This is a genomic window from Burkholderia sp. COPS (assembly GCF_019425585.1).
Classification (GTDB): domain Bacteria; phylum Pseudomonadota; class Gammaproteobacteria; order Burkholderiales; family Burkholderiaceae; genus Burkholderia; species Burkholderia cepacia.
Window position 1 is genome coordinate 1 of the sequence record NZ_WIXR01000045.1, and the last position, 21,844, is coordinate 21,844.

21 protein-coding genes and 1 riboswitch are annotated in these 21,844 nt (G+C 69.4%); of the genes, 13 read left to right on the top strand and 8 right to left on the bottom strand.

Annotation, left to right across the window (positions count from 1 at the left end; all coding sequences use genetic code 11):
• The 6 genes from FOZ70_RS30260 to FOZ70_RS30285 form a co-directional block, all read left to right on the top strand.
• Positions 1 to 2,501: LuxR C-terminal-related transcriptional regulator (locus FOZ70_RS30260; RefSeq protein WP_219707446.1), on the top strand; the 2,501-nt coding region annotated here is incomplete at its 5' end.
• Between the two features lie 228 nt (positions 2,502 to 2,729).
• Complete coding sequence (locus FOZ70_RS30265; RefSeq protein ID WP_059488534.1) at positions 2,730 to 3,854, top strand: porin; 1,125 nt, start codon at positions 2,730 to 2,732, stop codon at positions 3,852 to 3,854.
• Between the two features lie 199 nt (positions 3,855 to 4,053).
• A complete protein-coding gene (locus tag FOZ70_RS30270) occupies positions 4,054 to 4,758 on the top strand; it encodes a glutathione S-transferase N-terminal domain-containing protein (RefSeq protein WP_219707447.1) in 705 nt (234 codons plus the stop codon).
• Positions 4,759 to 4,969: 211 nt separating this feature from the next.
• On the top strand, positions 4,970 to 5,344 hold the full coding sequence (locus tag FOZ70_RS30275) for an immunity 22 family protein (RefSeq protein ID WP_175904056.1): 375 nt from the start codon (positions 4,970 to 4,972) through the stop codon (positions 5,342 to 5,344).
• Positions 5,345 to 5,535: 191 nt separating this feature from the next.
• Positions 5,536 to 6,537: a hypothetical protein gene (locus FOZ70_RS38275; protein ID WP_226817214.1), complete on the top strand. Its 1,002-nt coding sequence runs from the start codon at positions 5,536 to 5,538 to the stop codon at positions 6,535 to 6,537.
• 94 nt (positions 6,538 to 6,631) lie between these two features.
• Positions 6,632 to 7,267, top strand: coding sequence for a hypothetical protein (locus FOZ70_RS30285; RefSeq protein WP_059677732.1), 636 nt, complete (start codon positions 6,632 to 6,634; stop codon positions 7,265 to 7,267).
• 181 nt (positions 7,268 to 7,448) lie between these two features.
• Here the strand turns inward: FOZ70_RS30285 and FOZ70_RS30290 are convergent, their stop codons facing one another.
• A complete protein-coding gene (locus FOZ70_RS30290) occupies positions 7,449 to 7,964 on the bottom strand; it encodes a MarR family transcriptional regulator (protein WP_042978338.1) in 516 nt (171 codons plus the stop codon).
• Between the two features lie 138 nt (positions 7,965 to 8,102).
• Between FOZ70_RS30290 and FOZ70_RS30295 the strand changes: the two genes are divergently transcribed.
• Positions 8,103 to 9,281: an MFS transporter gene (locus FOZ70_RS30295; RefSeq protein ID WP_219707448.1), complete on the top strand. Its 1,179-nt coding sequence runs from the start codon at positions 8,103 to 8,105 to the stop codon at positions 9,279 to 9,281.
• 46 nt (positions 9,282 to 9,327) lie between these two features.
• On the opposite strand, the gene FOZ70_RS30300 is transcribed toward FOZ70_RS30295, so the two are convergent.
• Complete coding sequence (locus FOZ70_RS30300) at positions 9,328 to 10,197, bottom strand: hypothetical protein (protein ID WP_021163548.1); 870 nt, start codon at positions 10,195 to 10,197, stop codon at positions 9,328 to 9,330.
• A gap of 125 nt (positions 10,198 to 10,322) precedes the next feature.
• Between FOZ70_RS30300 and FOZ70_RS30305 the strand changes: the two genes are divergently transcribed.
• Positions 10,323 to 10,469 carry a hypothetical protein gene (locus FOZ70_RS30305; protein ID WP_219707449.1) on the top strand — a complete coding sequence of 49 codons (147 nt, stop codon included), beginning with the start codon at positions 10,323 to 10,325 and terminating at the stop codon, positions 10,467 to 10,469.
• Here FOZ70_RS30305 and cobM read toward each other — a convergent pair whose 3' ends face one another.
• The 5 genes from cobM to FOZ70_RS30330 all read right to left on the bottom strand — a co-directional run bounded on the left by cobM (position 10,470) and on the right by FOZ70_RS30330 (position 14,732).
• Positions 10,470 to 11,198, bottom strand: a complete 729-nt coding sequence (gene cobM / locus FOZ70_RS30310) for a precorrin-4 C(11)-methyltransferase (protein WP_059653212.1) — start codon at positions 11,196 to 11,198, stop codon at positions 10,470 to 10,472.
• Positions 11,199 to 11,241: 43 nt separating this feature from the next.
• Positions 11,242 to 11,973 (bottom strand): cobalt-precorrin-6A reductase, encoded by a 732-nt coding sequence (locus FOZ70_RS30315; RefSeq protein WP_060230676.1) that lies wholly within the window; start codon positions 11,971 to 11,973, stop codon positions 11,242 to 11,244.
• Entirely contained in the window at positions 11,970 to 13,058 is a 1,089-nt protein-coding gene (locus FOZ70_RS30320; RefSeq protein ID WP_219707450.1) for a cobalt-precorrin-5B (C(1))-methyltransferase, read from the bottom strand. The genes FOZ70_RS30315 and FOZ70_RS30320 overlap by 4 nt, the downstream gene beginning before the upstream one ends.
• Positions 13,058 to 14,311: a bifunctional cobalt-precorrin-7 (C(5))-methyltransferase/cobalt-precorrin-6B (C(15))-methyltransferase gene (locus FOZ70_RS30325; protein ID WP_059858472.1), complete on the bottom strand. Its 1,254-nt coding sequence runs from the start codon at positions 14,309 to 14,311 to the stop codon at positions 13,058 to 13,060. The genes FOZ70_RS30320 and FOZ70_RS30325 overlap by 1 nt, the downstream gene beginning before the upstream one ends.
• A 124-nt stretch (positions 14,312 to 14,435) precedes the next feature.
• Positions 14,436 to 14,732 (bottom strand): hypothetical protein, encoded by a 297-nt coding sequence (locus FOZ70_RS30330; RefSeq protein ID WP_021163554.1) that lies wholly within the window; start codon positions 14,730 to 14,732, stop codon positions 14,436 to 14,438.
• A gap of 142 nt (positions 14,733 to 14,874) precedes the next feature.
• A riboswitch (cobalamin riboswitch) is annotated at positions 14,875 to 15,066 on the top strand.
• Positions 15,067 to 15,170: 104 nt separating this feature from the next.
• Here FOZ70_RS30330 and cobG point away from each other — a divergent pair.
• From cobG to cobJ, 4 genes are read left to right on the top strand one after another with little or no spacing between them, the layout of a single operon-like run.
• Entirely contained in the window at positions 15,171 to 16,535 is a 1,365-nt protein-coding gene (gene cobG, locus FOZ70_RS30335; RefSeq protein ID WP_346656423.1) for a precorrin-3B synthase, read from the top strand.
• Entirely contained in the window at positions 16,528 to 17,154 is a 627-nt protein-coding gene (locus FOZ70_RS30340; protein WP_027787410.1) for a precorrin-8X methylmutase, read from the top strand. The genes cobG and FOZ70_RS30340 overlap by 8 nt, the downstream gene beginning before the upstream one ends.
• A complete protein-coding gene (locus FOZ70_RS30345) occupies positions 17,151 to 17,885 on the top strand; it encodes a precorrin-2 C(20)-methyltransferase (protein WP_021163557.1) in 735 nt (244 codons plus the stop codon). Before FOZ70_RS30340 ends, FOZ70_RS30345 begins: the two co-directional genes overlap by 4 nt.
• The gene (gene cobJ, locus FOZ70_RS30350; RefSeq protein WP_219707452.1) at positions 17,882 to 19,618 is read left to right on the top strand and encodes a precorrin-3B C(17)-methyltransferase; all 1,737 of its coding nucleotides are present in this window, start codon (positions 17,882 to 17,884) and stop codon (positions 19,616 to 19,618) included. Before FOZ70_RS30345 ends, cobJ begins: the two co-directional genes overlap by 4 nt.
• Before the next feature lie 6 nt (positions 19,619 to 19,624).
• Here cobJ and FOZ70_RS30355 read toward each other — a convergent pair whose 3' ends face one another.
• Complete coding sequence (locus FOZ70_RS30355; protein ID WP_219707453.1) at positions 19,625 to 20,824, bottom strand: MFS transporter; 1,200 nt, start codon at positions 20,822 to 20,824, stop codon at positions 19,625 to 19,627.
• 94 nt (positions 20,825 to 20,918) lie between these two features.
• On the opposite strand from FOZ70_RS30355, the gene FOZ70_RS30360 reads away from it, so the two are divergent.
• Complete coding sequence (locus FOZ70_RS30360; RefSeq protein ID WP_219707454.1) at positions 20,919 to 21,821, top strand: LysR substrate-binding domain-containing protein; 903 nt, start codon at positions 20,919 to 20,921, stop codon at positions 21,819 to 21,821.
• The last annotated feature ends 23 nt before the right edge of the window (positions 21,822 to 21,844 follow it).

The following is a 21,844-nucleotide window of genomic DNA, read 5'->3' on the forward strand; positions in this document are numbered from 1 at the left end:
GGGGCGCATCGTCGCGCTCGGCCGCGCGGCCATACGACCGCGCGGCCGAGCGCGACGATGCGCCCCGGTTGCTGCAGGGCCTCGTGCAGGCGGTGCGGACCGGTTGCGCCCGGCCCGGCTTCGGGCGCCTGATCCCGCCCGGCGCGGCCGACGCGGCGCGTGCGCTCGAGGGCGTGACCGCCTGGCTGGCCGAGGTCGCGCAGTTGTCGATCGACGCGCTCCTGATCGTCGACGATGCGGAGCGGTTGCCGCCGGCCGGCCTCGAGGCGCTGACCTACGTGCTGCACAATGCGCCGCAAAACCTGCATGTCGTCGTCGCCGCGCGGCGCGGGCTCGACCACACGGCCGGCGACCTGCTCGCCGGCGGGCAATGCACGCTCGCGGGCCCCGACTGGCTGCGCTTCACGCTCGACGAGACGATCGCGCTGGTCGGCGCGCGCTTTGCGCAGCGGGTCGATGCCGACGCGTGCGCGCGGCTGTTCGAACGCGTCGACGGCTGGCCGCTCGGCCTGCAGCTCGCGATGGCCGCGATGGCGCGCTCGGCCGATCCGCGCCAGGCGGTCGACGCGCTCGCCGCCCGCGTGGACGGCACGCGCGACCGCCTCGTCGAACTGCTGCTCGCGAACCTGTCGGCCGACGACACGGCGTTCCTGATCCGCACGAGCGTCGCCGATCGACTGCATCCGTCGCTGTGCGCCGCGCTGCTCGACGACGCGGACGCGCCCGGCCGTCTCGCGCGGCTCGCCCGCGACACGCCGCTGTTCATCGCGTCGGACGATTCGGACTGGTGCCGCCTGCATCCGCTCGTGCGCGACACGCTGCGCGACCGCCTGGCCGCGGACGCCGGGCGCAACGCATTGCATGCGCGTGCGGCCGCCTGGCTCGACGCGCACGGGATGACCGAGGAAGCCGCGCGCCACGCGTATGCGGCCGGCCAGTTCGAGGTGGCGTACGGGCTCGCGCAGCGCTGCCTCGAGGATGCGATCAAGCAGGGCCGCATCAACGACGTGCTCGACTGGCTCGCGCTGCTGCCCGACGCGGAGCTCGACAAGCGCCCGACGCTGCGCATCGCGGTCGCGTGGGCACTGGCGCTCGGCGAGCGCCACGTCGAGGCGCAGCGCCAGATCGCGGGCATCCTCGCGGACACCGGCACGCCAGCGGCGATGCGCTACGAATGCGCGCTGATCCTCAGCGCGGCCGCGTATTACGCCGACGAAATCGACCGTTTCGTCGAGCTGTTCGAACCGTGGGCCGACTTCACGCCGCCGGCGGCGACCTGGCTCGCGCAAATGCACGCGAACCGACTGTCGGCGCGCGCGATCATCGTCGGCGAACCGGCGCAGGCGCGCCGCTTCCAGCACGCCGCACCGCGCGGCGAGACGGCGGCCGGGTTCGGCTACGTCGCGCGCTGGGGCGAGCTGATCACGGGCCTGAGCTACCTGCGCGAAGGCCAGGTCCGGCTGGCCGACGACACGCTGTCGCCGGCGCTGGCACGCGCGGAAGCCGATCTAGGGCGCCGCCATCCGCTCACCTGCATGCTCGCGGCGATGTGCGCGGCGCTCGCGTACGAGGCCGACCGTGTCGACCAGGCCGCCGCGTTGCTCGCGAACCGGCTCGACGTGCTCGAACACGCGGGCACGCCCGATACCGTGCTGCTCGGCTATCGCACCGCCGCGCGCATCGCGCTGCTGCGCGGCGTCGAGCACCGCGCGATCGACCTGCTCGAAGCGCTCGACGCGATGGGCGTCGCGCGCCGCCTGCCGCGCCTGTCGGTCGCGAGCCTCGCCGAACAGGTGCGTATTCACGCGGCGCGTTATCGCGAGGCGACCTGCCATGCGCTCGTCGAGCGAATCGATGCGATCGCGGCCGCCGAGTTTCCGTCGCACGGCCCGTTGTGGCGGCGCCCGGTCGTGCTGCTGCAGGCGAGCGCGCATGCGGGTGCGGCGCTGGCCGCGCGCCGCTGGGACGACGCGCGCGCGGCGCTCGACGAAGCGGCGGTGCTGGCCCGTGAAATGAGCATGGGGCAGGCGCGCATCGAGATCATGGCGCTTGGCGCGTTCGCGCGCGAACAGTCCGGGGGCGACGGCCGCGCGCTGCTCGACGAGGCAATGAACCTCGCGGAGCTGTTCGGGCTCACGCGCACGCTCGCCGACGCGCATCCGGCCATCGCCGACTGGGCGCGCCGCGCCGGCGACGAAGCGGCCGCCGGCGCCGGCCCCGCGCGCCACGCGCTGCCGCCGCCGCGCATCGTGCCGCCCGCCCCGCGCGGCGCGGCCAGCCCGCGCGCGGTGCCGAGCGTCGTCTTGACGCCGAAGGAGCGCGCGATTCTCGAGCTGCTCGCGCGCAACCTGTCGAACAAGGAGATCGCGGTGGCGCTCGCCGTCGGCGAGGAAACCGTGAAGTGGCACCTGAAGAACCTGTTCGGCAAGCTCGACGCCAGCTCGCGCAAGCATGCGGTACGCCGCGCGCTGGTGCTCGGCCTGCTCGAAAGCGCGCCGTAACGCCGGTTCCGCCGACCGGACGGCGCCCCCGCCTTCACCTCCACCTCCCGCGATTCTCCGCAACCCTGCCCCCCGCGCATGGGGGGGAGCGGCCGCCCGCCGTTGCGTAGTCTTTCCGCATGGCTCACGCGGGCGCCGCCTGTCACGTCTTCCCGCCCGCCTCGTTGCTTCCCCGTTTCACCCGGACGGGCTCGATCCCGTCCGGTCCAATACGACCCTGGAGACTTCATGAAGACGAAACTGGCCGCGCTCGCGGCGCTTGCCGGCTGTTCGGCGCTCGCGCACGCGCAATCCTCCGTCACGCTCTACGGCGTGATCGACACGGGCCTGCTGTACCAGAGCACGTCGGCGGCGTCGTTCAGCCCGACCGCGCCGAATACGGGCAAGGTGTTCCGCATGAAGGACGGCGGCATCTACTCGAGCTTCTGGGGCATCAAGGGCAGCGAGGACATCGGCGGCGGCTACAAGGTCAACTTCAAGCTGCAGGGGTCGTTCGACAGCGGCACCGGCAAGCTGCAGCTGAGCGATACGCCGGGCGCCGTCGCGATCTTCAACCAGGTCGCGTCGCTCGGCGTGTCGGGCCCGTTCGGCACCTTCACGGCCGGCCGCCAGATCGTGCCGATGATCTATGCGATGGCCGACACCGACGTGCGCAACGCGCAGTTCTTCGGCAGCGTGCTGACCGCGTGGCTCGGCCTGAACACGGCGGCCGGCTGGCCCGGGACGAGCACCAACGGCGCGATCGGCGCGCTGTACGACAGCAATGCGCTCGTCTACCAGTCGCCGGTGTTCGCGGGCGCGTCGATCGCGCTCGAATACGCGCCGGGTGGCGTGGCCGGGCAGTTCCAGGGCGGCACGCGCGAATCGGTCGTGCTCAAGTATGCGAACTACGGGCTGAACGCGTCGGCCGTGTACTACAACGGGCACGACACGAACCCGGCACCGGGCGTTGCGCCGACCGGCGTCGACAACAACCGCTTCGTCTACGTCGGCGCGAAATACACGATCCGCGATTTCTCGGTGTCGGCGTCGTACGGCAACGGCCGGAATCCGTCGCATGCGGACAAGGTGAACCTCGACATGCTGTCGGCCGGCATCGGCTATCGCTTCACGCCTTTCCTTCAGGTGAGCTCGGCCGTGTATTACCTGAAGGATCGCAACGTCTCGGCGAACAAGTCGACGTCGGTCGTGCTCGCGGCCGACTACAGCCTGTCGAAGCGCACGACGGTCTATGCGCAGGTCGGCCACGTGAACAACCGCGGCACGATGGACCAGATGCTCGTGTACGGGCAACCGGTCGCGCCGGGCGTCGGCACGACGGCCGCGATGGTCGGGCTGCGGCACAACTTTTGACGGCTGCGGGGCATGTGGTGGACGTGCGATGGCCATTGGTGGCTTGGCGACCGCCGCGCGCGGCCGCCGCCAGCAGCGATCGCCGGGATCGGCTACAGTGGTCGTTTTCGGCGCGCGCCGTCCCGCCGCCGCGCCATCGACCGTGGCGCGCGGCTGCAAGGACGGTGCGCAAGTCATTCACTTCGACGAGCGAACCTTCATGCACGATCTGTCCGCCTTCCCGATCACGCAAAAGTGGCCGGCCCAGCATCCCGACCGTCTCCAGCTCTACTCGCTGCCGACGCCGAACGGCGTCAAGGTGTCGATCATGCTCGAGGAAACGGGCCTCGCCTATCGTGTCCATCCGGTCGATATCGGCGCAGGCGACCAGTTCAAGCCGGAATTCCTGAAGATCAGCCCGAACAACAAGATCCCCGCGATCGTCGATCCGGACGGCCCCGGCGGCAAGCCGATCTCGCTGTTCGAATCGGGCGCGATCCTGATCTACCTCGCGGAGAAGACCGGCAAGTTCCTGCCGACCGATCCGGCCGCACGCTATGCGACGCTCGAATGGCTGATGTTCCAGATGGGCGGCATCGGGCCGATGTTCGGCCAGGTCGGCTTCTTCCACAAGTTCGCCGGCCGCGACTACGAGGACAAGCGCCCGCGCGACCGCTACGTCGACGAGTCGAAGCGCCTGCTCGGCGTGCTCGACGCGCGTCTCGCGAACCGCCAGTGGGTGATGGGCGATACCTACACGATCGCCGACATCGCGATCTTCCCGTGGGTGCGAAATCTCGTGGGTTTCTACGAAGCGGGCGACCTGGTCGGCTTCAGTGAATTCCGCAACGTCAAGCGGGTGCTCGATGCGTTCGTTGCGCGTCCGGCCGTTGCGCGTGGGCTCAATATTCCGGCACGGGGCTGAGCGGTTGGGCGGGTCGCGCGCTATGCGTTGTGCGGCCCGCGCGGCTGCGGACTTGAAACGCTCGCATTGGGCGGCGGGCTTTCGGGAGGCATTGCGAATTTCCGGGGAATGCTGGGGGAGACGGGCGGTGTTCGGCCAGAGGCAGCCGCTCAGTAGGTGAAGGAATACAATTTTCTTTGCGCTCAAGGGGAGCCAACCAACGATGCATAGAATGGAAGCTTCTCATTTCTATCTTGGCCGGATAACTGACGCCTCCCGATTTTCAAGCTTTCTCGCAGAACACTACGGCGAAGATGAAAGTCGACCAGTTTCCGAGTTCTACGGCTCTCAGGGTGAGTTCTTCTGTGACCATGATTTCATGGAAACAGGGCTGCGACAGCCGGGTACTTCACTGGAAGAGTTCTTTGCACCTCACTCGTACTCGGACAAATGGTCGGAAGCGCTATGTGAAGCGGCGCGCGCCGCAAATTTGGGAGATGCGAACGCGCTGATTTTCATAAATTGCGAACAGATAAAATCGCCAAGGTCAGTGCAAGGCGAAGGATTCGAACTGGTCTACATCGGAATGTTCGAGTATCCAATTTGAGCTTCTCGAACTTGGTTTCGCCTGATGTGACGCCTAATGCTGGGCGACCGCGTTCAGCCAAGGACGGACGTTAAAAGGTAAATCTGGCGCCGAAGTCCAGATCGTTTCTGATTGCGTGTGGGCCAGTAGATCATCGACAATCTTCGCGCGTATTGAATCGAAGTCTTCGCACTGACGCACGGGAAGCTGCCATGAGAGATCCGAGAAACTCGTTCATTCTGTCGGCGATCGATCCTGATCTTCTGTACCCCTGCCTTCAGATCCGATTCGAAATCGACGATGTTGCGGCGCTGCGGCAGCTGGTCGACCCGGACGCCCCGGAGGATGCCGCGCTTGACGATTGGTATCTTCTGTCGCCGATACAGGTCGCCGACGTTTGCGAATTCTTCGCGATCGACTTTGAACACAGTTCACGCGAAGCCATTCTCACGAAGTATGTAGAAGCCCGTGTTCCCGTACCGTACCTTGTCCATACCGGTTACGAACTGGCTTTGATGGTGCAAGGGCGTAAACCATTCGGGTTCATCGATTTCGACAGCGAATGCCGGCCGTCGGTCAAACTGAAGGCTCGCTTTGACGAGTATGTGGCTCAAGGTGTCTTGCACTCGCAGGAAATCATCGTCGACGCACCGGTGCTTCAAGGCCGTCCAGCACGTCGAATCGGGCAAGTTCTATATACGCTCAAAGGCGAGGAGTGGCGCATCCCTGCCCTGGAGTTTTTCCGCCAGAACCTCAACCGACAAGGCGACGGCTACGAAAACATGGAGCGGCTGGAGGGTGCTTTGCTTGGTTACGAGCCATGGCAAAACGACTGGTGGATCGACTATCTCGCGCGCAGCGGTAGCAGTCTTTACGGCGCGTCCAGTATCGTCAAGGTGAATCGGGCGCAATTCGACTGGCTCGTTCACGCGGGTTTCCGAGCGCTACCGCCATTCGATGGACCGACGTTCACCCTTTATTCGTCACCCTGGTTCGGGGAAGATGAAATGAAAGCGGCTATGCGGGACGATCCGACGATCGAAGCGTTCGTTCAGTTCAACGGTGGGCGGGCTCACATTTTGCATGCAGCCGATTTTCGGACCGCTGGCCCTTATGAGATTCCGGCAACACTGATTCCGACGATAAACCATCACCTCATGCGCGCGGTAAGGGTCTTGATCCGTCGAAGTGATTGCCTCAAACCTTCTTCGTAAGGACGAGGCCGGCCAAGAGCAGCCGTTGTCGGATGACCGGTACCTGCCGGCCCAATCGATCAAGAATTGATGTAAGAGAACTCGACTTCCTCCAATGAAACAATCCGAAATCGACCGAGAACTTCGACTGCTGGTAAAGGCAGAAGCTAAAGCGAGGCGCTGGAAGTCAGTCGGCGCAACGCCTTACTGGACCAATGGCCCTCTCTTCTTCTCCATGACCTTGTCCTCGGGGGCGAAGGAGGGTTCATTTCACTCGTGGCTGGGTTTCAAGTGGCTTGAACTTGATCATCTACTCTGGCACGTCCTCGGCATGTCAAGCAACGAGAACGCACCCTTCAGTCTTCACGCCAACGGAGCCTTCGTGCTTACCGGGTGGGAAATTCAACGTTTCACAGTCCGTGATCTTATGTGGGAACCAGGGGTGCTGGAACAGCAGCTCGAGATCGCCACCCGACAAGCGGCATCTAGGGCTGAAGAGGTAGCGCTTGCGGTTGACTCCCTGGACTCCTACATTCGTTTCCTCGATAGAGAGTACGAAATCTTCATGCAGAAGCACCCATGTGCGGCGGTAACCGTCTGGAAGGAGCGTCTGCTCGTGCACATGCTGCGGGGAGAAATGAGTTCTGCTGTTGATGTCGCGAGAGAGCGAATCGCCAAGCAAGATTCCGGCGGTTTTTCTTCCGGAGGCAAAACATTCTTCGAGCGGGCGCTTGCCCTAATCGAGGCATGAAGCCTGGGGAACGCATTGCGAAAGGGCGAGGAGCCGGCTCGAACCATATGAGTGACTGGTAACAGGCGTCGATCTCGCTCCCTCGTCCGGCCGTTCTGGGTCGCCAAGCGACATCCACGAAAATTCACGCAGAACCGTGCTTTTGCCCGCAGCGTGCATTTGCGTGACGCATTCAGCGACGCTACTTGCCTCCCAACTCTCCCGGCGCCCTGCCTCCCACCCCCGCCAGCAGTTTCCCCAGCAGTTCCGACAACTGCGCCTGCTCATCATCCGACAACACGGCCAGCAACTGGCGCTGGTTGTCGATGTGCGCGACGACCGCTTCGTCGATCAGCGCACGACCGGCGTCGGTCAGCGCGACGAGCGTGCCGCGCCCGTCGGCCGGGTTCGGCCGGCGCTCGACCCAGCCGGCTTTCTGCAACCGGTCGATGCGCGCGGTCATCCCGCCCGACGACATCATCAGCGCGTCGTACAGCGCCGTCGGCGTCAGCGCGAACGGCGCACCGCCGCGCCGCAGCGTCGCGAGCACGTCGAATTCGCCCGGCTGCATCCCGTAGCGCGCGAACAGCGGATTGAGGCGGTCGCGCGCGATCACGAGTGCCGCTTCCTGCAACCGCCCCATCACCACCATCGACGACGCGTCGAGATCCGGGCGCTCGTTACGCCATTGCGCGAGCGCATGCGCAGCTCGATCCACCTGATCCATTAACCCTCCTCGGCCTGCCAGTTATCTTGACGTCGAGATAAATCGGCGTTTATCTTGATGTCGAGATACTTTACATGAAAATCGCGCGGCGCCCTTCCGGGGCCGCGCACCGATTTCGAGGGCCTTGCGATGAATCGCTTCACTTCCCCCGGATGGCGGCTCGCCGCCATCGTGCTCGTCGGGCTGAACCTGCGGCCGGCACTCGCCGCGGTCGGCCCGCTGCTCGACATGATCCAGCGCGCGACCGGCATCGGCGACGGCGCGGCCAGCCTGCTGACGACGATCCCGATCCTGCTGATGGGGCTCGGCGCGCTGAGTGCACGGCGCCTGCAACGCGTGACCGGCATCGCGGGCGGCGTGTGGCTCGGCGTCGCGCTGATCGGGCTGGCCTGCGCATCGCGCGTCGGCGCGCAGCACGCGTGGCTGCTGCTCACGAGCGCCTGCTGCGCGGGTGTCGGGATCGCGATGGTGCAGGCGCTGCTGCCCGGCTTCGTGAAGGCCCATTTCGCGACGCGGATCGGCGGCGCGATGGGCGTCTATTCGACGTCGATCATGGGCGGTGCCGTGCTCGCGAGCGTCGTCGCGCCGTTCGCCGCGGCCCGCTGGGGCTGGCTCGCCGCGCTCGCGGGCTGGGCGCTGCCGGCCGCGGTGGCCGCGCTGGCGTGGCCGCTGGCCAGCCGCGGCGGCAACACGCTTGCCGCCGGGCCGGCGTCGGCAACGCAGGCGCGGCCGTCGCGCTCGCCGCGCGCGTGGCGGCTCGCGCTGTTCTTCGGCATCGCGACCGGCGCGTACACGCTCGTGCTCGCGTGGCTGCCGCCCTACTACATGCGGCTCGGCTGGTCGCCGACGGCGGCCGGCAGCCTGCTCGGCGGCGTGACGCTCGCGGAGGTCGTCGCGGGCCTGACGATCTCGGCGACGATCGATCGCCTGCCCGATCGCCGGCCCGCGCTGCATGCGGCGATCGCGGCGCTGTTCGTCGGCTTGCTGGTAATGCTGGCCGCACCCGAAGCGCTCGCGTTGCCCGCCGCGCTGCTGATGGGCGCGGGGATCGGCGCACTGTTTCCGCTGTCGCTGATCGTCACGGTCGACCATGCGGCGACGCCGGCCGATGCCGCATCGCTGACAGGGTTCGTGCAGGGCATCGGCTACCTGATCGCCGGGCTGTTTCCGTTCGCGGCCGGCATCGTGCGCCAGCATCTCGCGGACCTGACGCCCGCGTGGGTCGCGATGGCCTGCCTGTGCGTTGCGCTGTTCGCGCTGGCCGCGGGGTTTGCGCCGCGGCTCGCGCGGCGTGTTGCGCGTGCCTAGCGCGGGCCGGGGAACACGACCGTTGCCGTTCGGTTGCGGCCGCCGTTCAGTTGACCGGCTCGCAGAAAGACACCTTGTCGCGCAGCGCCTTGCCGGCGGCAACCGGATCCTGCCCTGCCGGCAACGTCACGGAAACCGACGTGTGCTCGGTCGTGCTTTTCGGCTTCAGCCCCGGCCAATGCGTCTCTTTCCAGGTAGCGATCCAGTCGAGCTTGCCGGCACTCGCACCGGGCACGAAGCGCAGCCGCAGCGAGCCGTCGAAGTCTTCGCTGCAATGCGGCGAGTGCTGGTACTCGCGTTCGGAAAAGCATGCGCGAATCTGCTTGTCGCAACTGAACGGCAGCTTCGATATCCGCGGCGTGCCCGCATGCCCGCCATTCGGCCGCAGTTCGACGAAGTCGGCATTTTCCCAGCTTCCGCCGCCGCCCGAATAGCTTTCGGACCATCCGGCCAGCACCGCGACCGCGAAGCGCTCGCTGCCGAGCGGGTACAGCGCCGGGTAGATCCCGAGCGGTGGCGCCTCGCCATCGCCGTCGACGCGGTCGGCGGGCTGGTAGTCGGAGAAATCCCACCGCTGCAGGACTTTCCAGCCGGTGGCGGACGCAAAGCTCACCTTCAGCAACTGCGGGCCGGGCAGGATCGCATAGTAATTGCCGGGCGCGTCGTTCCTGACCCGGTACAGCGACGGCGCCTTGCTTGCGTCGCTTGGCTGGCCTGCCGTACCGCAGGGTGCCGAAACCAGTTGGCAGACCCTGGGTATCCAGTCGCGATCGGGCACGGCGGCTTTCGCGACCTCGACGAACGGTATGGCGCGGGCTTCGTTTGCTTCGGCGGTGGCTTGCGCTGCGGATACCGCCAGCAAAGCGGACGTCAATCCCGCCAGGCCGAAAATGACCGATCGAATACGGTGATTCATTCAGCAATGTCCTTGTGATTGACTGCGGCGCGACGGCACGCGCGACACCGAACGCAAATCGTCGACCCTGACGCGGAAGCAACGTTCGCGGCGCACGCGACAACGCATCGTACTGGAGCGTGGTCGTGCTCAACCCGGTCCCCGTCGTCGGCATCGCCGCGCCGATCCTGATCCTCGGCGAATCGGCCGCGCCGATCTACTTCGCCGGCGGTGCGATCACGATCGACGCGGCGCTCTGCACGCACCTGCGCGAACGCCGTGCCCGTGCGTGATCAACCCTCACTCGCGTACAACGTCGAATCCGCAAACCCTTCGGCGTCGAGCACGCGCCCGATCAGGATCAGCGCGGTGCGCTCGATCTGCGTGCCCTGCACCTTGCCGACGATGTCGGCGAGCGTGCCGGTCACGCGTTCTTCGTCCGGCCAGCTCGCGCGATAGATCACCGCGACCGGGCAATCGGCACCGTAATGCGGCAGCACTTCGTCGACGATGCGGGCGAGATGGCGCACGCCGAGATGGATCGCGAGCGTTGCGCGGTGCGCGGCGAGCGAGCCGAGCGCTTCGCCTTCCGGCATCGTCGTCTTGCCCGCGAAGCGCGTGAGGATCACCGTCTGTGCGACGCCGGGCAGCGTCAGCTCGACGCCGAGCGTCGCCGCGCATGCGGCCGTGGCCGTCACGCCGGGCACGATTTCGTACGGAATCCCGAGTGTCTTGAGACGGCGGATCTGTTCGCCGATCGCGCCGTACAGCGACGGGTCGCCCGAATGCACGCGCGCGACGTCCTGCCCTTTCGCGTGCGCAGCGGCGAGCAGCGCGACGATGGCATCGAGGTCGAGCTCGGCCGTGTTGACGACCTGCTCCGCGCGATGGCCGTCGAGCACGGCGGCCGGCACCAGCGAACCCGCATACAGGATCACCGGGCACGTGCGCACGAGGCGCTGGCCCTTCACCGTGATCAGCTCCGGGTCGCCGGGGCCCGCGCCGATGAAATACACCGTCATCGAAAAATCTCCGTCAATTCATGGAATGACCGGCCGCGCGGCGTCATGCGCGCGCGGCCGGATCGAGCGCGTCGACGAGCGCCGCGGTCGAGTCGAACGCGCGGTCGGCGTCGGGCAGCGGCGGCCGGCGCAGCATCACGACCGGCAGCCTGCGTTCGCGCGCGACGTCGAGCTTGGCTTCGGTGGCCGCGCCACCGCTGTTCTTGCTGACGACGACGTCGATGCCCGCCAGCGCGAACAGCGCGCGCTCGCCCTCCAGCGTGAACGGCCCGCGTGCGGCGACGACCTGCGCACGCGCGTTGCCGGGATGCGGGTCGAGGCAGCGCACGAGCCAGAACTGGTGCGGCGGGATCGCGTCGAGATGTGCGAGCGGTTCGCGCCCGAGCGTGAACAGCGGCCGCCGGAACGGCGCGAGCGCGGCTTCGATGCCGGCCCAGTCGTCGACCATGCGCCAGTCGTCGCCGGGTTGCGGCGACCACGGCGCGCGGCGCAGCGCCCATAGCGGCACGCCCGCTTCACGCGCCGCGGCGGCGGCATTCGCGCTGATTTGCGCGGCATACGGATGCGTCGCGTCGATCACGAGGCCGATGCCGGCGTCGCGCAGATACGCGGCCAGCCCGGCCGCGCCGCCGAAACCGCCGACCCGCACGTCGCAGCGCAGGTCGTCGGGTGTCTTGCCGAGGCCGGCGAGACTATAGACATGATGCGGGCCGAGCGCGCGCGCGATCTTCAGTGCGTCGCCGGTACCGCCCAGCAGCAGGATGCGCGCGCTCATCGCGCTGCCCCGACGAAGCGGCCTTGCCGGTCGATCGCGAACATCTCGACCGCGACCGACGGCGGCACGATGTCGCGCGCGACGCGCAGCGCGTGCGCGCAGACGAGATCGCCGAGCGGCACACCGTCGGCGTGCGCGAGCTTCAGCGCTTCCTGGCTCGTGTTCGCAGCGCGCATCGCCGCCTGCAGTGCGTCGCTGGCGCCGGCCTCGGCCGCCCACTGCGCGAGCAGCGGCAGGTCGATGCTCGAATGGCGGCTGTGCAGGTCGAGGTGGCCGGCCGCGAGCTTGCTGAGCTTGCCGAAGCCGCCGCACATCGACAGCCGCGCGACCGGCGCGCGCCGCAGGTGCTTGAGCACCGCGCCCGCGAAATCGCCCATCTCGATCAGCGCCATGTCGGGCAGGTGATAGTGCGCGCGCATCGCATCCTCGCTTGCGTTGCCCGTGCACGCGGCGATATGCGTGATGCCGTTCGCCCGCGCGACGTCGATGCCCTGGTGGATCGACGCGATATAGGCCGAGCACGAGAACGGCCGCACGATGCCGGTCGTGCCGAGGATCGACAACCCGCCGACGATACCGAGGCGCGGATTCATCGTCTTCAGCGCGAGCGCCTCGCCGCCCTCGACGCCGATCGTCACGTCGAAGCCGCCCGCATAACCGTGCTCGGCCGCCAGCGCTTCCAGGTGCGTCGTCATCATCTGGCGCGGCACCGGGTTGATCGCCGGTTCGCCGACCGGCAGCGTCAGCCCCGCGCGCGTGACCGTGCCGACGCCCGGCCCCGCATGAAAACGCACGCCGGGCGCCGCCGCGAGCGCGACACGCGCGAAGATCAGCGCGCCGTGCGTGACGTCCGGATCGTCGCCGGCATCCTTGATCGTGCCGGCTTCCGCGCCGTCGGCCGTCGTCCGGCAGAACTCGAGCCGCATCATCACGCGCTGCCCCTTCGGCAGCACGATCTCGACCGCGTCGTGCGCACGCCCCGCGAGCAGCAGCCGCGCGGCGGCGAGCGACGTCGCGGTCGCACAACTGCCGGTCGTGTAGCCGAAGCGTAGCGGCGCGGGCTGTTCGGGGGTCTCGTCGCGCATCACGCGTCCGTCGTATGCGTCGCGGCCGGCGATGCCGCCGTGTCGACCGTTTCCGGCTTGCGCACGTCGTACAGCGTGACCGGCAGCGGCTGGCGCCACGTGTCGAAGCGGCCGAGCGGCTCGGCATGCGCGAGCGACACGCGCGTGAGCGTGCCGCCGTGCGTCTCGCGCCACGCGGCGAGCGCCAGCTCGCCCTGCAGCGTGACCGCGTTCGCGACCAGCCGGCCGCCGGGCTTCAGCGATGCCCAGCACGCGTCGAGCACGCCGGCCGCGGTCGCCCCGCCGCCGATGAAAATCGCGTCGGGTGCGGCGAGCCCCGCGAGCGCCTCGGGCGCGCGGCCCGCGACGAGTTGCAGGCCCGGCACGCCGAGCGCGTCGCGGTTGTGCTCGATGAAGCGCTGCCGCTCCGCATGCGCTTCGATCGCGATCGCCTGGCATGACGGATGCGCACGCATCCATTCGATGCCGATCGAGCCGCTGCCGGCGCCGACGTCCCACAGCAGCTCGCCGGGCACGGGCGCGAGGCGGCCAAGCGTCATCGCGCGCAGGTCGCGCTTGGTGAGCTGGCCGTCGTGGCGGTATGCATCGTCGGGCAGGCCGGGCGTGAGCGCGCGGCGCGGCGCGTCGGGGCCGGCCCGGCAGTCGAGCGCGACCAGATTGAGCGCGGCCGTTTCGGCGACGCGCCAGTCCTGCGCGAGCCCGTCGAGACGCCGCTCGAGCGGGCCGCCCAGATGCTCGAACACGCTGATGCGCGTCGGCCCGAAGCCGCGTGCGACGAGTTCGGCCGCGACGGCGGCCGGCGTCCGGCCGTCGGCGCTCAATACGAACAGGCGGCGGCCCGGCAGCAGGTGGCGCGCGAGCGCCGCAAGCGGACGGCCGACGAGCGAAACCGCGCCGACATCCTGCAGTGCCCAGCCGAGGCGGGCGGCCGCCAGCGACAGCGACGACGGCGCGGGCAGCACGCGCCATTCGTCAGGGGACAGCGAGCGCGCGAGCGTGGCGCCGACGCCGAACAGCATCGGGTCGCCGCTGGCGAGCACGCAGACGGGCGACATGCGTCGTGCAAGCACGCCCGCAAGGTCGAACGGCGACGGCCACGCTTCGCGCGCGGCCGGCAGCCGTGCGGGCAGCATGTCGAGATGCCGCTTCGCGCCGACGACGAGCGTCGCGTCGAGCAGCGCGCGGCGCGCGCTGCGGCCGAGCCCCGCGTAACCGTCGTCGCCGATGCCCACTACCGTCAGCCACGCCGTCATGCACCCTTCCCCATCGTTCGATTCCATCCCGTTTGTTGCGATGCGCGGCTGCCGGAGCGCCGCGCGTTGATTCGTTTCCATGCCGTGCGCGTCGCCCGACGGCCGGTGCGACACGGCTACGACGTCAGCCGAGCGGCACGCCGACGACAAACGTCAGCAAGGCCAGAACCATGCCGCCGATCGACGCGATCAGCAGCCAGCCGAGCAGCAGCCACATGAGCGGCCGCGCCCCGCTTTTCCTGTACAGGAGCGTGCCGCCCGCGACGATCGGCACGCCGAGGCCGGCGAGCCCGACATTCTTCGGCCACTCGGCCGACGGTGCAAGCGGGATCAGCACGCATGCGAGCAGGACCCATGCGGGGATGGCCAGCAGGCCCAGTGCGATGCCCATGCCGAACAGTTCCGTCCTGCCGAGTTTCATGGCGGATGCCGGCGCTCGCCGATCTGATGTCGAGGCGCCAATCCTACCATTTGCGAGACAGTGCAAAACCGTCTGCGGCCATGCTGCGACGCGGTTGCGCGACGCACCGCCGATGCCGGATCGTCGCGAAAATCGGGTATCCTACGGCCGTTCGTTCGCCGGTGCCCTTCGGGGCCGAAGAGGGAACACAGGGCGCACCACGCGCCGCTGTGGCTGCCCCCGCAACTGTAGACAGCGAGCCGATCTCCCCCTCATGCCACTGGTTTCACCGGGAAGGCCGGGAGCCGGCGCCGACCTGTCAGCCAGGAGACCTGCCGGCCAGAAAGTGCGTGCGTGCCAGTCGGCGTCGGGCGGGGTGTACCGACGCGTTGGCCGCGGCGCGACACTGCCCCCGTACCCGTGAGTTCCGCCCCCGATTCGATTCCTGCGTCGCCCGTCGTGCGCCCGTCGGCTTGCCCGGGGCTCGTGCGCGTGGTCGCGGCCGCCGACGGCGGGCTGTGCCGGATCAAGCTGCCGGGCGGCCGGCTCGATGCGCGTCAGGCGCGCGCGATCGCCGCCGCCGCGCGTGCCTGCGGCTCCGGCGCGATCGACGCGACCAATCGCGCGAATCTCCAGCTGCGCGGCATTCGCGCCGACGCGGCCGACGCGCTGATACTCGCGTTGCTCGACGCGGGCCTCGGCCCGTCCGTCGACGCAACCGCGGATGCCGTCGCCGATACCGCCGCGCTCGCCGCGAGCGACGACGTCCGCAACGTGATGCTCAGCCCGCTCGCCGGCGACGATCCCGCCACCCTCGTCGACAGCCGCGCGCTCGCCGCGCCGCTCCTCGACATGCTGGCGCGCGAGCCGCGCCGTGGCGAGCTGTCGCCGAAATTCTCGATCCAGCTCGACGGCGGCGAATCGGTTGCGGCGCTCGATCATCCGCACGACATCTGGCTGGCCGCATGGCGTCGCGGCGACGGTGCGGTGCGCATCGCGGCCGGGCTGGCCGGCTGCCCGCCGGTTGCGCACGACGCCCGACCGGCGTCGGTCGATGTCGCGCCCGATCAAGGTGTCGCGCTGGTCCGCGCGCTGCTGCTCGCGTTCCTCGATCTCGCGCCGGCGGACGTCACGCGGATGCGTGCCCTGCTTGCAACCTGCGGCGAACGCGCGTTGCTCGAGCGCGCGCGGCACTATGTGCCGTTCGCGCTTGCGGCCGATCCGGCGCTCGCCGGCTGGCGCCGCGCGCGCACCGATCCGGCACGGCGTTTCGGCGTACACCCGTCGCGCGATGCGGCGCGCTGCCACGTCGGCGCGCAATTCCCGGTCGGCCGGCTCGACGCCACGCAACTGGAACGGCTCGCCGCGCTGGCCGAAACCGACGGCGACGGCACGCTGTCGATGACGCCCTGGCAAGGCGTCTTCATGCATCGCGTCCCGCGTGAACGCGCGCCGGCCACGCTCGATGCGCTGGCGTCGCTCGGCCTCGTCTGCGCGTCGTCCGACCCGCTGGCGTCGCTCGTCGCGTGCACCGGCAGCGCGGGCTGCGCGAAGGCGCGCGCCGACACGAAACACGACGCGCTCGCGCTCGCCGCGCGCATCGGCCATGCGGTCGACGTGCACCTGACCGGCTGCGAGCGCCATTGCGCGCTGCCGCATCCCGCGACGCACACGCTCGTCGCGGTTGCGCCCGCGCACTACGACCTTTACCGGCGCGATGCGGCCGCGGGCCTCGGCGCCCCGCTCGCGCGCCATCTGACGATTGACCAGGCCGCGGCCCGACTGACGGGCACGCGGCACAGCCAGGACACCACCGATGCTTGACTACATTCGCGACGGGCAGGAAATCTACCGCCAGTCGTTCGCGACGATCCGCGCCGAGGCCGACCTGTCGCAGGTTCCGCCCGACCTCGAGAAACTCGCGGTGCGCGTGATCCATGCGTGCGGGATGGTCGACGTCGTCTATGACCTGCGCTTCTCGGCCGGTGCCGGCACGGCGGGCCGCACGGCGCTCGCGGCCGGCGCGCCGATCCTGTGCGACGCGCGCATGGTCGCCGAAGGCATCACGCGCGCGCGGCTGCCGGCCGGCAACCGCGTGATCTGCACGCTCGGCGAGCCGGAAGTGCCCGATCTCGCGCGGGATCTCGGCAACACGCGTTCGGCCGCCGCGCTCGAACTGTGGCGGCCGCAGCTCGCCGGCAGCGTCGTCGTGATCGGCAATGCGCCGACCGCGCTGTTCCACCTGCTCGACATGATCGACGCCGGCGCGCCGCGCCCCGCCCTGATCCTCGGTTTCCCGGTCGGCTTCATCGGTGCGGCCGAATCGAAGGCGCTGCTCGATGCCGACAGCCGCGGCGTCCCGTACGTCACGCTGCTCGGCCGCCGCGGCGGCAGCGCGATGGCCGCTGCGGCGGTCAACGCACTCGCGACGGAGGTCGAATGACGAGCGCGCGCGGACGCCTGTTCGGGGTCGGCGTCGGCCCCGGCGATCCCGAACTGATGACGATCAAGGCGCTGCGCGTGCTGCAGGCCGCGCCCGTGGTCGCGTATTTCGTCGCGAAGGGCAAGAAAGGCAATGCATACGGCATCGTCGAGGCGCACCTGCGGGACGGGCAGACGCAACTGCCGCTCGTCTATCCGGTGACGACCGAGGCACTGCCGCCGCCGCTCTGCTACGAGACGGTGATCGCCGACTTCTACGACACGGCCGCCGAGGTCGTCGGTGCGCACCTCGATGCGGGGCGCGACGTCGCGGTGATCTGCGAAGGTGACCCGTTTTTCTACGGCTCGTACATGTACCTGCACGACCGCCTCGCGCCGCGCTACGACACCGAGGTGATCCCCGGCGTATGCGCGATGCTCGGCGGCACCGCCGTGCTCGGCCAGCCGCTCGTCTATCGCAACCAGAGCCTGTCGGTGCTGTCGGGCGTGCTGCCCGAGCACGAGTTGCGCACGCGGCTCGCGCAGGCCGATGCGGCCGTCGTGATGAAGCTCGGCCGCAATTTCGACAAGGTGCGGCGCGTGCTCGACGAGCTGGGGCTCGCGAAGCGCGCGCTGTATGTCGAGCGCGCGACGATGGCGAGCCAGCGCATCGTGCCGCTCGATGAAGTCGATCCGATGGCGTCGCCGTATTTCTCGCTGCTCGTCGTACCGGGGGAAAAATGGCAAGGATGACGACCCCGCCCGCGATCGTGATCCTCGGCGCGGGCGCGCTCGATACCGCGCGGCGCATCCAGGCGCGTTATCCGGGGGCCCGCGTGCACGGCCTCGCATCGCGCGTCGCCGCCGACGTGCCGTTCGACGATCTCGGCACGCACTTGCGCGAACTCTATGCACGCGGCCTGCCGATCGTCGCGCTGTGCGCGGCCGGCATCGTGATCCGCTGCATCGCTCCGGCGCTTGCCGACAAGGGCGTCGAACCGCCCGTGCTCGCGGTGGCGGAAGACGGTTCGGCGGTCGTGCCGCTGCTCGGCGGGCTGACGGGTGTCAACGTGATGGCGCGCGAAATCGCCGCCTGCGTCGGCGTCGCGCCGGCGATCACGACGAGCGGCGAACTGCGCTTCGGCGCATGCGTGCTCAATCCGCCGGAAGGCTATGCGCTCGCCGATCTCGCCCAGGGCAAGCGCTTCGTGTCCGATCTGCTCGCGGGTGCATCGACGCGCATCGACGGCGCGGCGCCGTGGCTCGACAATGTCGCGCTGCCGCGCGACGACGCCGCGGCGCATGCGATTCGCGTGACGCCCGAAGCCTGGCGCGGCACGCATGACGAACTCGTGATTCATCCGCGCAGCGTGGTGGTGGGCGTCGATGCGCACGCTGTTCACGCGGATGGTGCGCTCGCGGCACGCATCGCGGCGTCGCTCGACGCGCAGGGGCTCGCCCGAATGGCGCTCGCGGCCATTGTGGCGCCCGCAGCGGCGATCGGCGATGCCGCGCTGGAGGATGCGGCGCACACGCTCGGCGTGCCGCTTCGTTTCGTCGATGCAGACGTCGACGGTGACGGTGACGGCGGCGTACCGGCCGATGCGGCCGATGCGGCCGCGCTGCTCGGCCGCGCGTTGCGTGTCGTGCACACGCTGCGGGCCACGACGAACGGCATCGCATGCGCGGTCGCGTCGCATCCGGTCGATCCCGCCACGCTCGGCCGTGCGCGCGGCCGCCTGACGGTGCTCGGGCTCGGCCCGGGAGGCGCCGCGTGGCTCACGCCGGCCGCGCGCGCCGCGCTCGCGGACGCGACCGACATCCTCGGGTACACCACCTACGTGAACATGGCCGGCCCGTTCCGCGACGACCAGCGCGTGCACTGCACCGACAACCGCGAGGAGATGCAGCGCGCGCGCCATGCGTTCGAACTCGCGGCCGAGGGCCGGCGCGTCGCGGTCGTGTCGTCCGGCGACCCGGGCGTGTTCGCGATGGCCGCGGCCGTGCTCGAGGCACTCGACGAAGCGCGCGACCCGCACTGGGCCGCGGTCGACCTGCGCGTGGAGCCCGGCATCTCGGCGTCGCTCGCGACGGCCGCCCAGGCCGGCGCGCCGCTCGGCCACGATTTCTGCGCGATCTCGCTGTCGGACAACCTGAAGCCGTGGGACGTGATCGAGACGCGCCTGCGGCATGCGGCGCAAGCCGATCTGGTGATGGCGTTCTACAACCCGATCTCGCGCGCGCGGCCGTGGCAGCTCGATCGCGCGCTCGATGTCGTGCGCGCGCATCGCACGGCCGATACGGTGGTCGTGCTGGGCCGCGACATCGGCCGGCCGGGCGCGACGCTCGCGACGACGACGCTCGGTGCATTGCGCAGCGACCAGGTCGACATGCGCACGATGGTGATCGTCGGCTCGTCGACCACGCGCCGCTTCGCGATCGGCGAGGGGCGCGAGTGGGTCTATACGCCGCGCTGGTATCGCTGAACCCGGTCAGCGCGCCGGCCTGACGCCGTGCGCGCGGGCATACGCCGTGCCGCCCGCCCCCCAGAACCGGTACACGAGCACGCCGACGACGGCCTGCGCAGCGACCACGAACGCGACGCAGCCGGCCCATCCCCACCGGTGCCAGCCGGGCACCGGCAGGATCGAGCCGAGGCTGCCGCCGAAGTAATAGCAGGACAGGTAGATGCCGATCGCCGTCGAGCGCGCGCTCGACGCCGCCTGTGAAATGAACGTGTTGGCCGACGCCTGTTCGACGAACACGGCGGTCGAGCTGAGCGCGAGGCCGGCCAGGATCACCGGCACGTGGTCGGACAGCGTGAGCAGCGCTCCGCCGATCGCGAGCGCGGCTGCGGCGAGCCCCGGTGCGCGCGGGCCGCGATGCCGCGCGAGGCGCCCTGCCAGCGGGGTCACGACCACCGCCACCAGGAACACCGCATAGATCGCGCCGATCCCGACCGTGCCGAAGCCGAACGGCGCGCGGGCCAGGCGCAGGCCGACGAACGTGAACGTCGCGACCTGCGACGCGAGCACGCACGCGCCGATCGCGAACGACGCGAGCAGCGGGCCGCGCGTGACGATGCGCCAGGCCGGCCCCGCACCGGCGTCCGTGTCGGGTTCGACACGCCGCGCGATCGCGCCGGACGCCGGCAGGCTCGCGTAGATCGCGATGCCCGTGACGAGACACAGCGCCGCGACGACGTCGAGCGCATGCCGCCAGCCCCACATCGACGTCATCAGGTTGGTCGCGAAGCGGCCGGCGAAACCGCCGAGCGTCGTGCCGGCGACGAACAGCGCGCTGATCTCGGCCGACGTGCCGCGATCGAAGCGCTCGGCGATGTATGCGATCGACAGCGCGAAGACGAACGGCATGACCAGGCCGGCGGCAAAGCGCGCGCCGAGAAACGACGCGAAACCTGCCGCATGCGCGGACCACATGACCGGCAGCGCGACGGCCATCGCGGCCAGCGAGATCGCGATGCGCCGCTCGATGCGCGCGGCCAGCACGCCGACGAGCGGCGCGATAATGGCGACGGCCGTCGTGGTGGCGCTCACGCCCTGCCCCGCGCGCTCCGCGCTGACGCCGAAGGTGGCCGCAAGTTCGTGCAGGATGCCCTGCGTCGAATACAGATTGAGAAACGCGGCGAAGCCGCAGAGAAAGAACGCGATGCGCGTGGTCCTGTCGTTCATCGGAGCTGCCTGGTCGTCGATGCCGACAGTCTGACGAGCGCGCCGTACGCACGCCAATACCGTTTTCATCGCGATTGATACCGGAACGACAACAATGCTCGACCTGCGCCGCCTCCGCTATTTCGTGGTCGTCGCCGACGAACTGCACTTCGGCCGCGCGGCATTGCGCCTGCGCGTCGCGCAGCCGCCGCTCACGCGCCATATCGCCGCGCTGGAAAGCGAGCTCGGCGTGCAGCTGTTCGAGCGTTCGACGCGCGCGGTGCGGCTGACGCCGGCAGGCGCCGCGTTCCTCGAACAGGCGCGCAACGTCGTCAGCGCGGCCGCCGAGGCCGAGGCGAGCGCGCGCAAGCTCGCGCAAGGCATCGCTGGACGAATCGTGATCGGCTATGCGAGTGCCATTCCGATGTCCGACACGTTCCCGGACGTCATCCGCGCCGCGAGCCGCACGATGCCCGACGTCGAATTCGCGTTCCGCGAGGCGGCGACCGCCAGCCAGCACCGGCAGATCGCGGACGGCACGATGGACATCGGTTTCGGCTGGGCATGGGGCGACGCGCCTAGTGTGCCGGTGGCGTCGCTCGTCGTGTCGCGTGAACCGCTCGTGGCCGCCGTGCCGGCCGGGAATCCGCTCGCGGGCCGCGCGAGCGTCGACGTCGCGGCGCTGGCGAACGAAACCTTCGTGACTTTTCCGCCGGGTTACGGCTCGGCATTGGCCGCCGCACTGGACGACCTGTGTGCGCAGGCCGGATTCGCGCCGCGCATCGGCGCGACCGCGGCACAGATCACGACACTCGTATCGCTGGTGGCCGCCGAACGCGGCATCGCGATCGTGCCGGGCTTCACGGCGACGCTGCAGCGTCCGGGCGTCGTGTACGTGCCGCTCGCCGACGCGCGCGCGGTCGAGCAGATCGTGTCGTGGAGCGAGCCGTTTGCGTCGGCGTGCGTCGAACGCTTCGTCGCACTCGCGCGCTCGCTTGTGCAGCCCGCATCGGCTTGACGCGAGTCAAGCGATCCGGATCG

What these genes read in the sequence shown, in the direction of transcription:
- FOZ70_RS30285 (WP_059677732.1), top strand. Translation starts at nt 6,632, where the DNA reads ATGAAACAATCCGAAATCGACCGAGAACTTCGACTGCTGGTAAAGGCA.
- FOZ70_RS30265 (WP_059488534.1), top strand. Translation starts at nt 2,730, where the DNA reads ATGAAGACGAAACTGGCCGCGCTCGCGGCGCTTGCCGGCTGTTCGGCG.
- FOZ70_RS30325 (WP_059858472.1), bottom strand. Translation starts at nt 14,311, where the DNA reads ATGACGGCGTGGCTGACGGTAGTGGGCATCGGCGACGACGGTTACGCG.
- FOZ70_RS30270 (WP_219707447.1), top strand. Translation starts at nt 4,054, where the DNA reads ATGCACGATCTGTCCGCCTTCCCGATCACGCAAAAGTGGCCGGCCCAG.
- FOZ70_RS30315 (WP_060230676.1), bottom strand. Translation starts at nt 11,973, where the DNA reads ATGAGCGCGCGCATCCTGCTGCTGGGCGGTACCGGCGACGCACTGAAG.
- FOZ70_RS38275 (WP_226817214.1), top strand. Translation starts at nt 5,536, where the DNA reads ATGAGAGATCCGAGAAACTCGTTCATTCTGTCGGCGATCGATCCTGAT.
- FOZ70_RS30340 (WP_027787410.1), top strand. Translation starts at nt 16,528, where the DNA reads ATGCTTGACTACATTCGCGACGGGCAGGAAATCTACCGCCAGTCGTTC.
- FOZ70_RS30295 (WP_219707448.1), top strand. Translation starts at nt 8,103, where the DNA reads ATGAATCGCTTCACTTCCCCCGGATGGCGGCTCGCCGCCATCGTGCTC.
- FOZ70_RS30320 (WP_219707450.1), bottom strand. Translation starts at nt 13,058, where the DNA reads ATGCGCGACGAGACCCCCGAACAGCCCGCGCCGCTACGCTTCGGCTAC.
- FOZ70_RS30345 (WP_021163557.1), top strand. Translation starts at nt 17,151, where the DNA reads ATGACGAGCGCGCGCGGACGCCTGTTCGGGGTCGGCGTCGGCCCCGGC.
- FOZ70_RS30355 (WP_219707453.1), bottom strand. Translation starts at nt 20,824, where the DNA reads ATGAACGACAGGACCACGCGCATCGCGTTCTTTCTCTGCGGCTTCGCC.
- cobM (WP_059653212.1), bottom strand. Translation starts at nt 11,198, where the DNA reads ATGACGGTGTATTTCATCGGCGCGGGCCCCGGCGACCCGGAGCTGATC.
- FOZ70_RS30300 (WP_021163548.1), bottom strand. Translation starts at nt 10,197, where the DNA reads ATGAATCACCGTATTCGATCGGTCATTTTCGGCCTGGCGGGATTGACG.
- cobJ (WP_219707452.1), top strand. Translation starts at nt 17,882, where the DNA reads ATGACGACCCCGCCCGCGATCGTGATCCTCGGCGCGGGCGCGCTCGAT.
- FOZ70_RS30275 (WP_175904056.1), top strand. Translation starts at nt 4,970, where the DNA reads ATGGAAGCTTCTCATTTCTATCTTGGCCGGATAACTGACGCCTCCCGA.
- FOZ70_RS30330 (WP_021163554.1), bottom strand. Translation starts at nt 14,732, where the DNA reads ATGAAACTCGGCAGGACGGAACTGTTCGGCATGGGCATCGCACTGGGC.
- FOZ70_RS30360 (WP_219707454.1), top strand. Translation starts at nt 20,919, where the DNA reads ATGCTCGACCTGCGCCGCCTCCGCTATTTCGTGGTCGTCGCCGACGAA.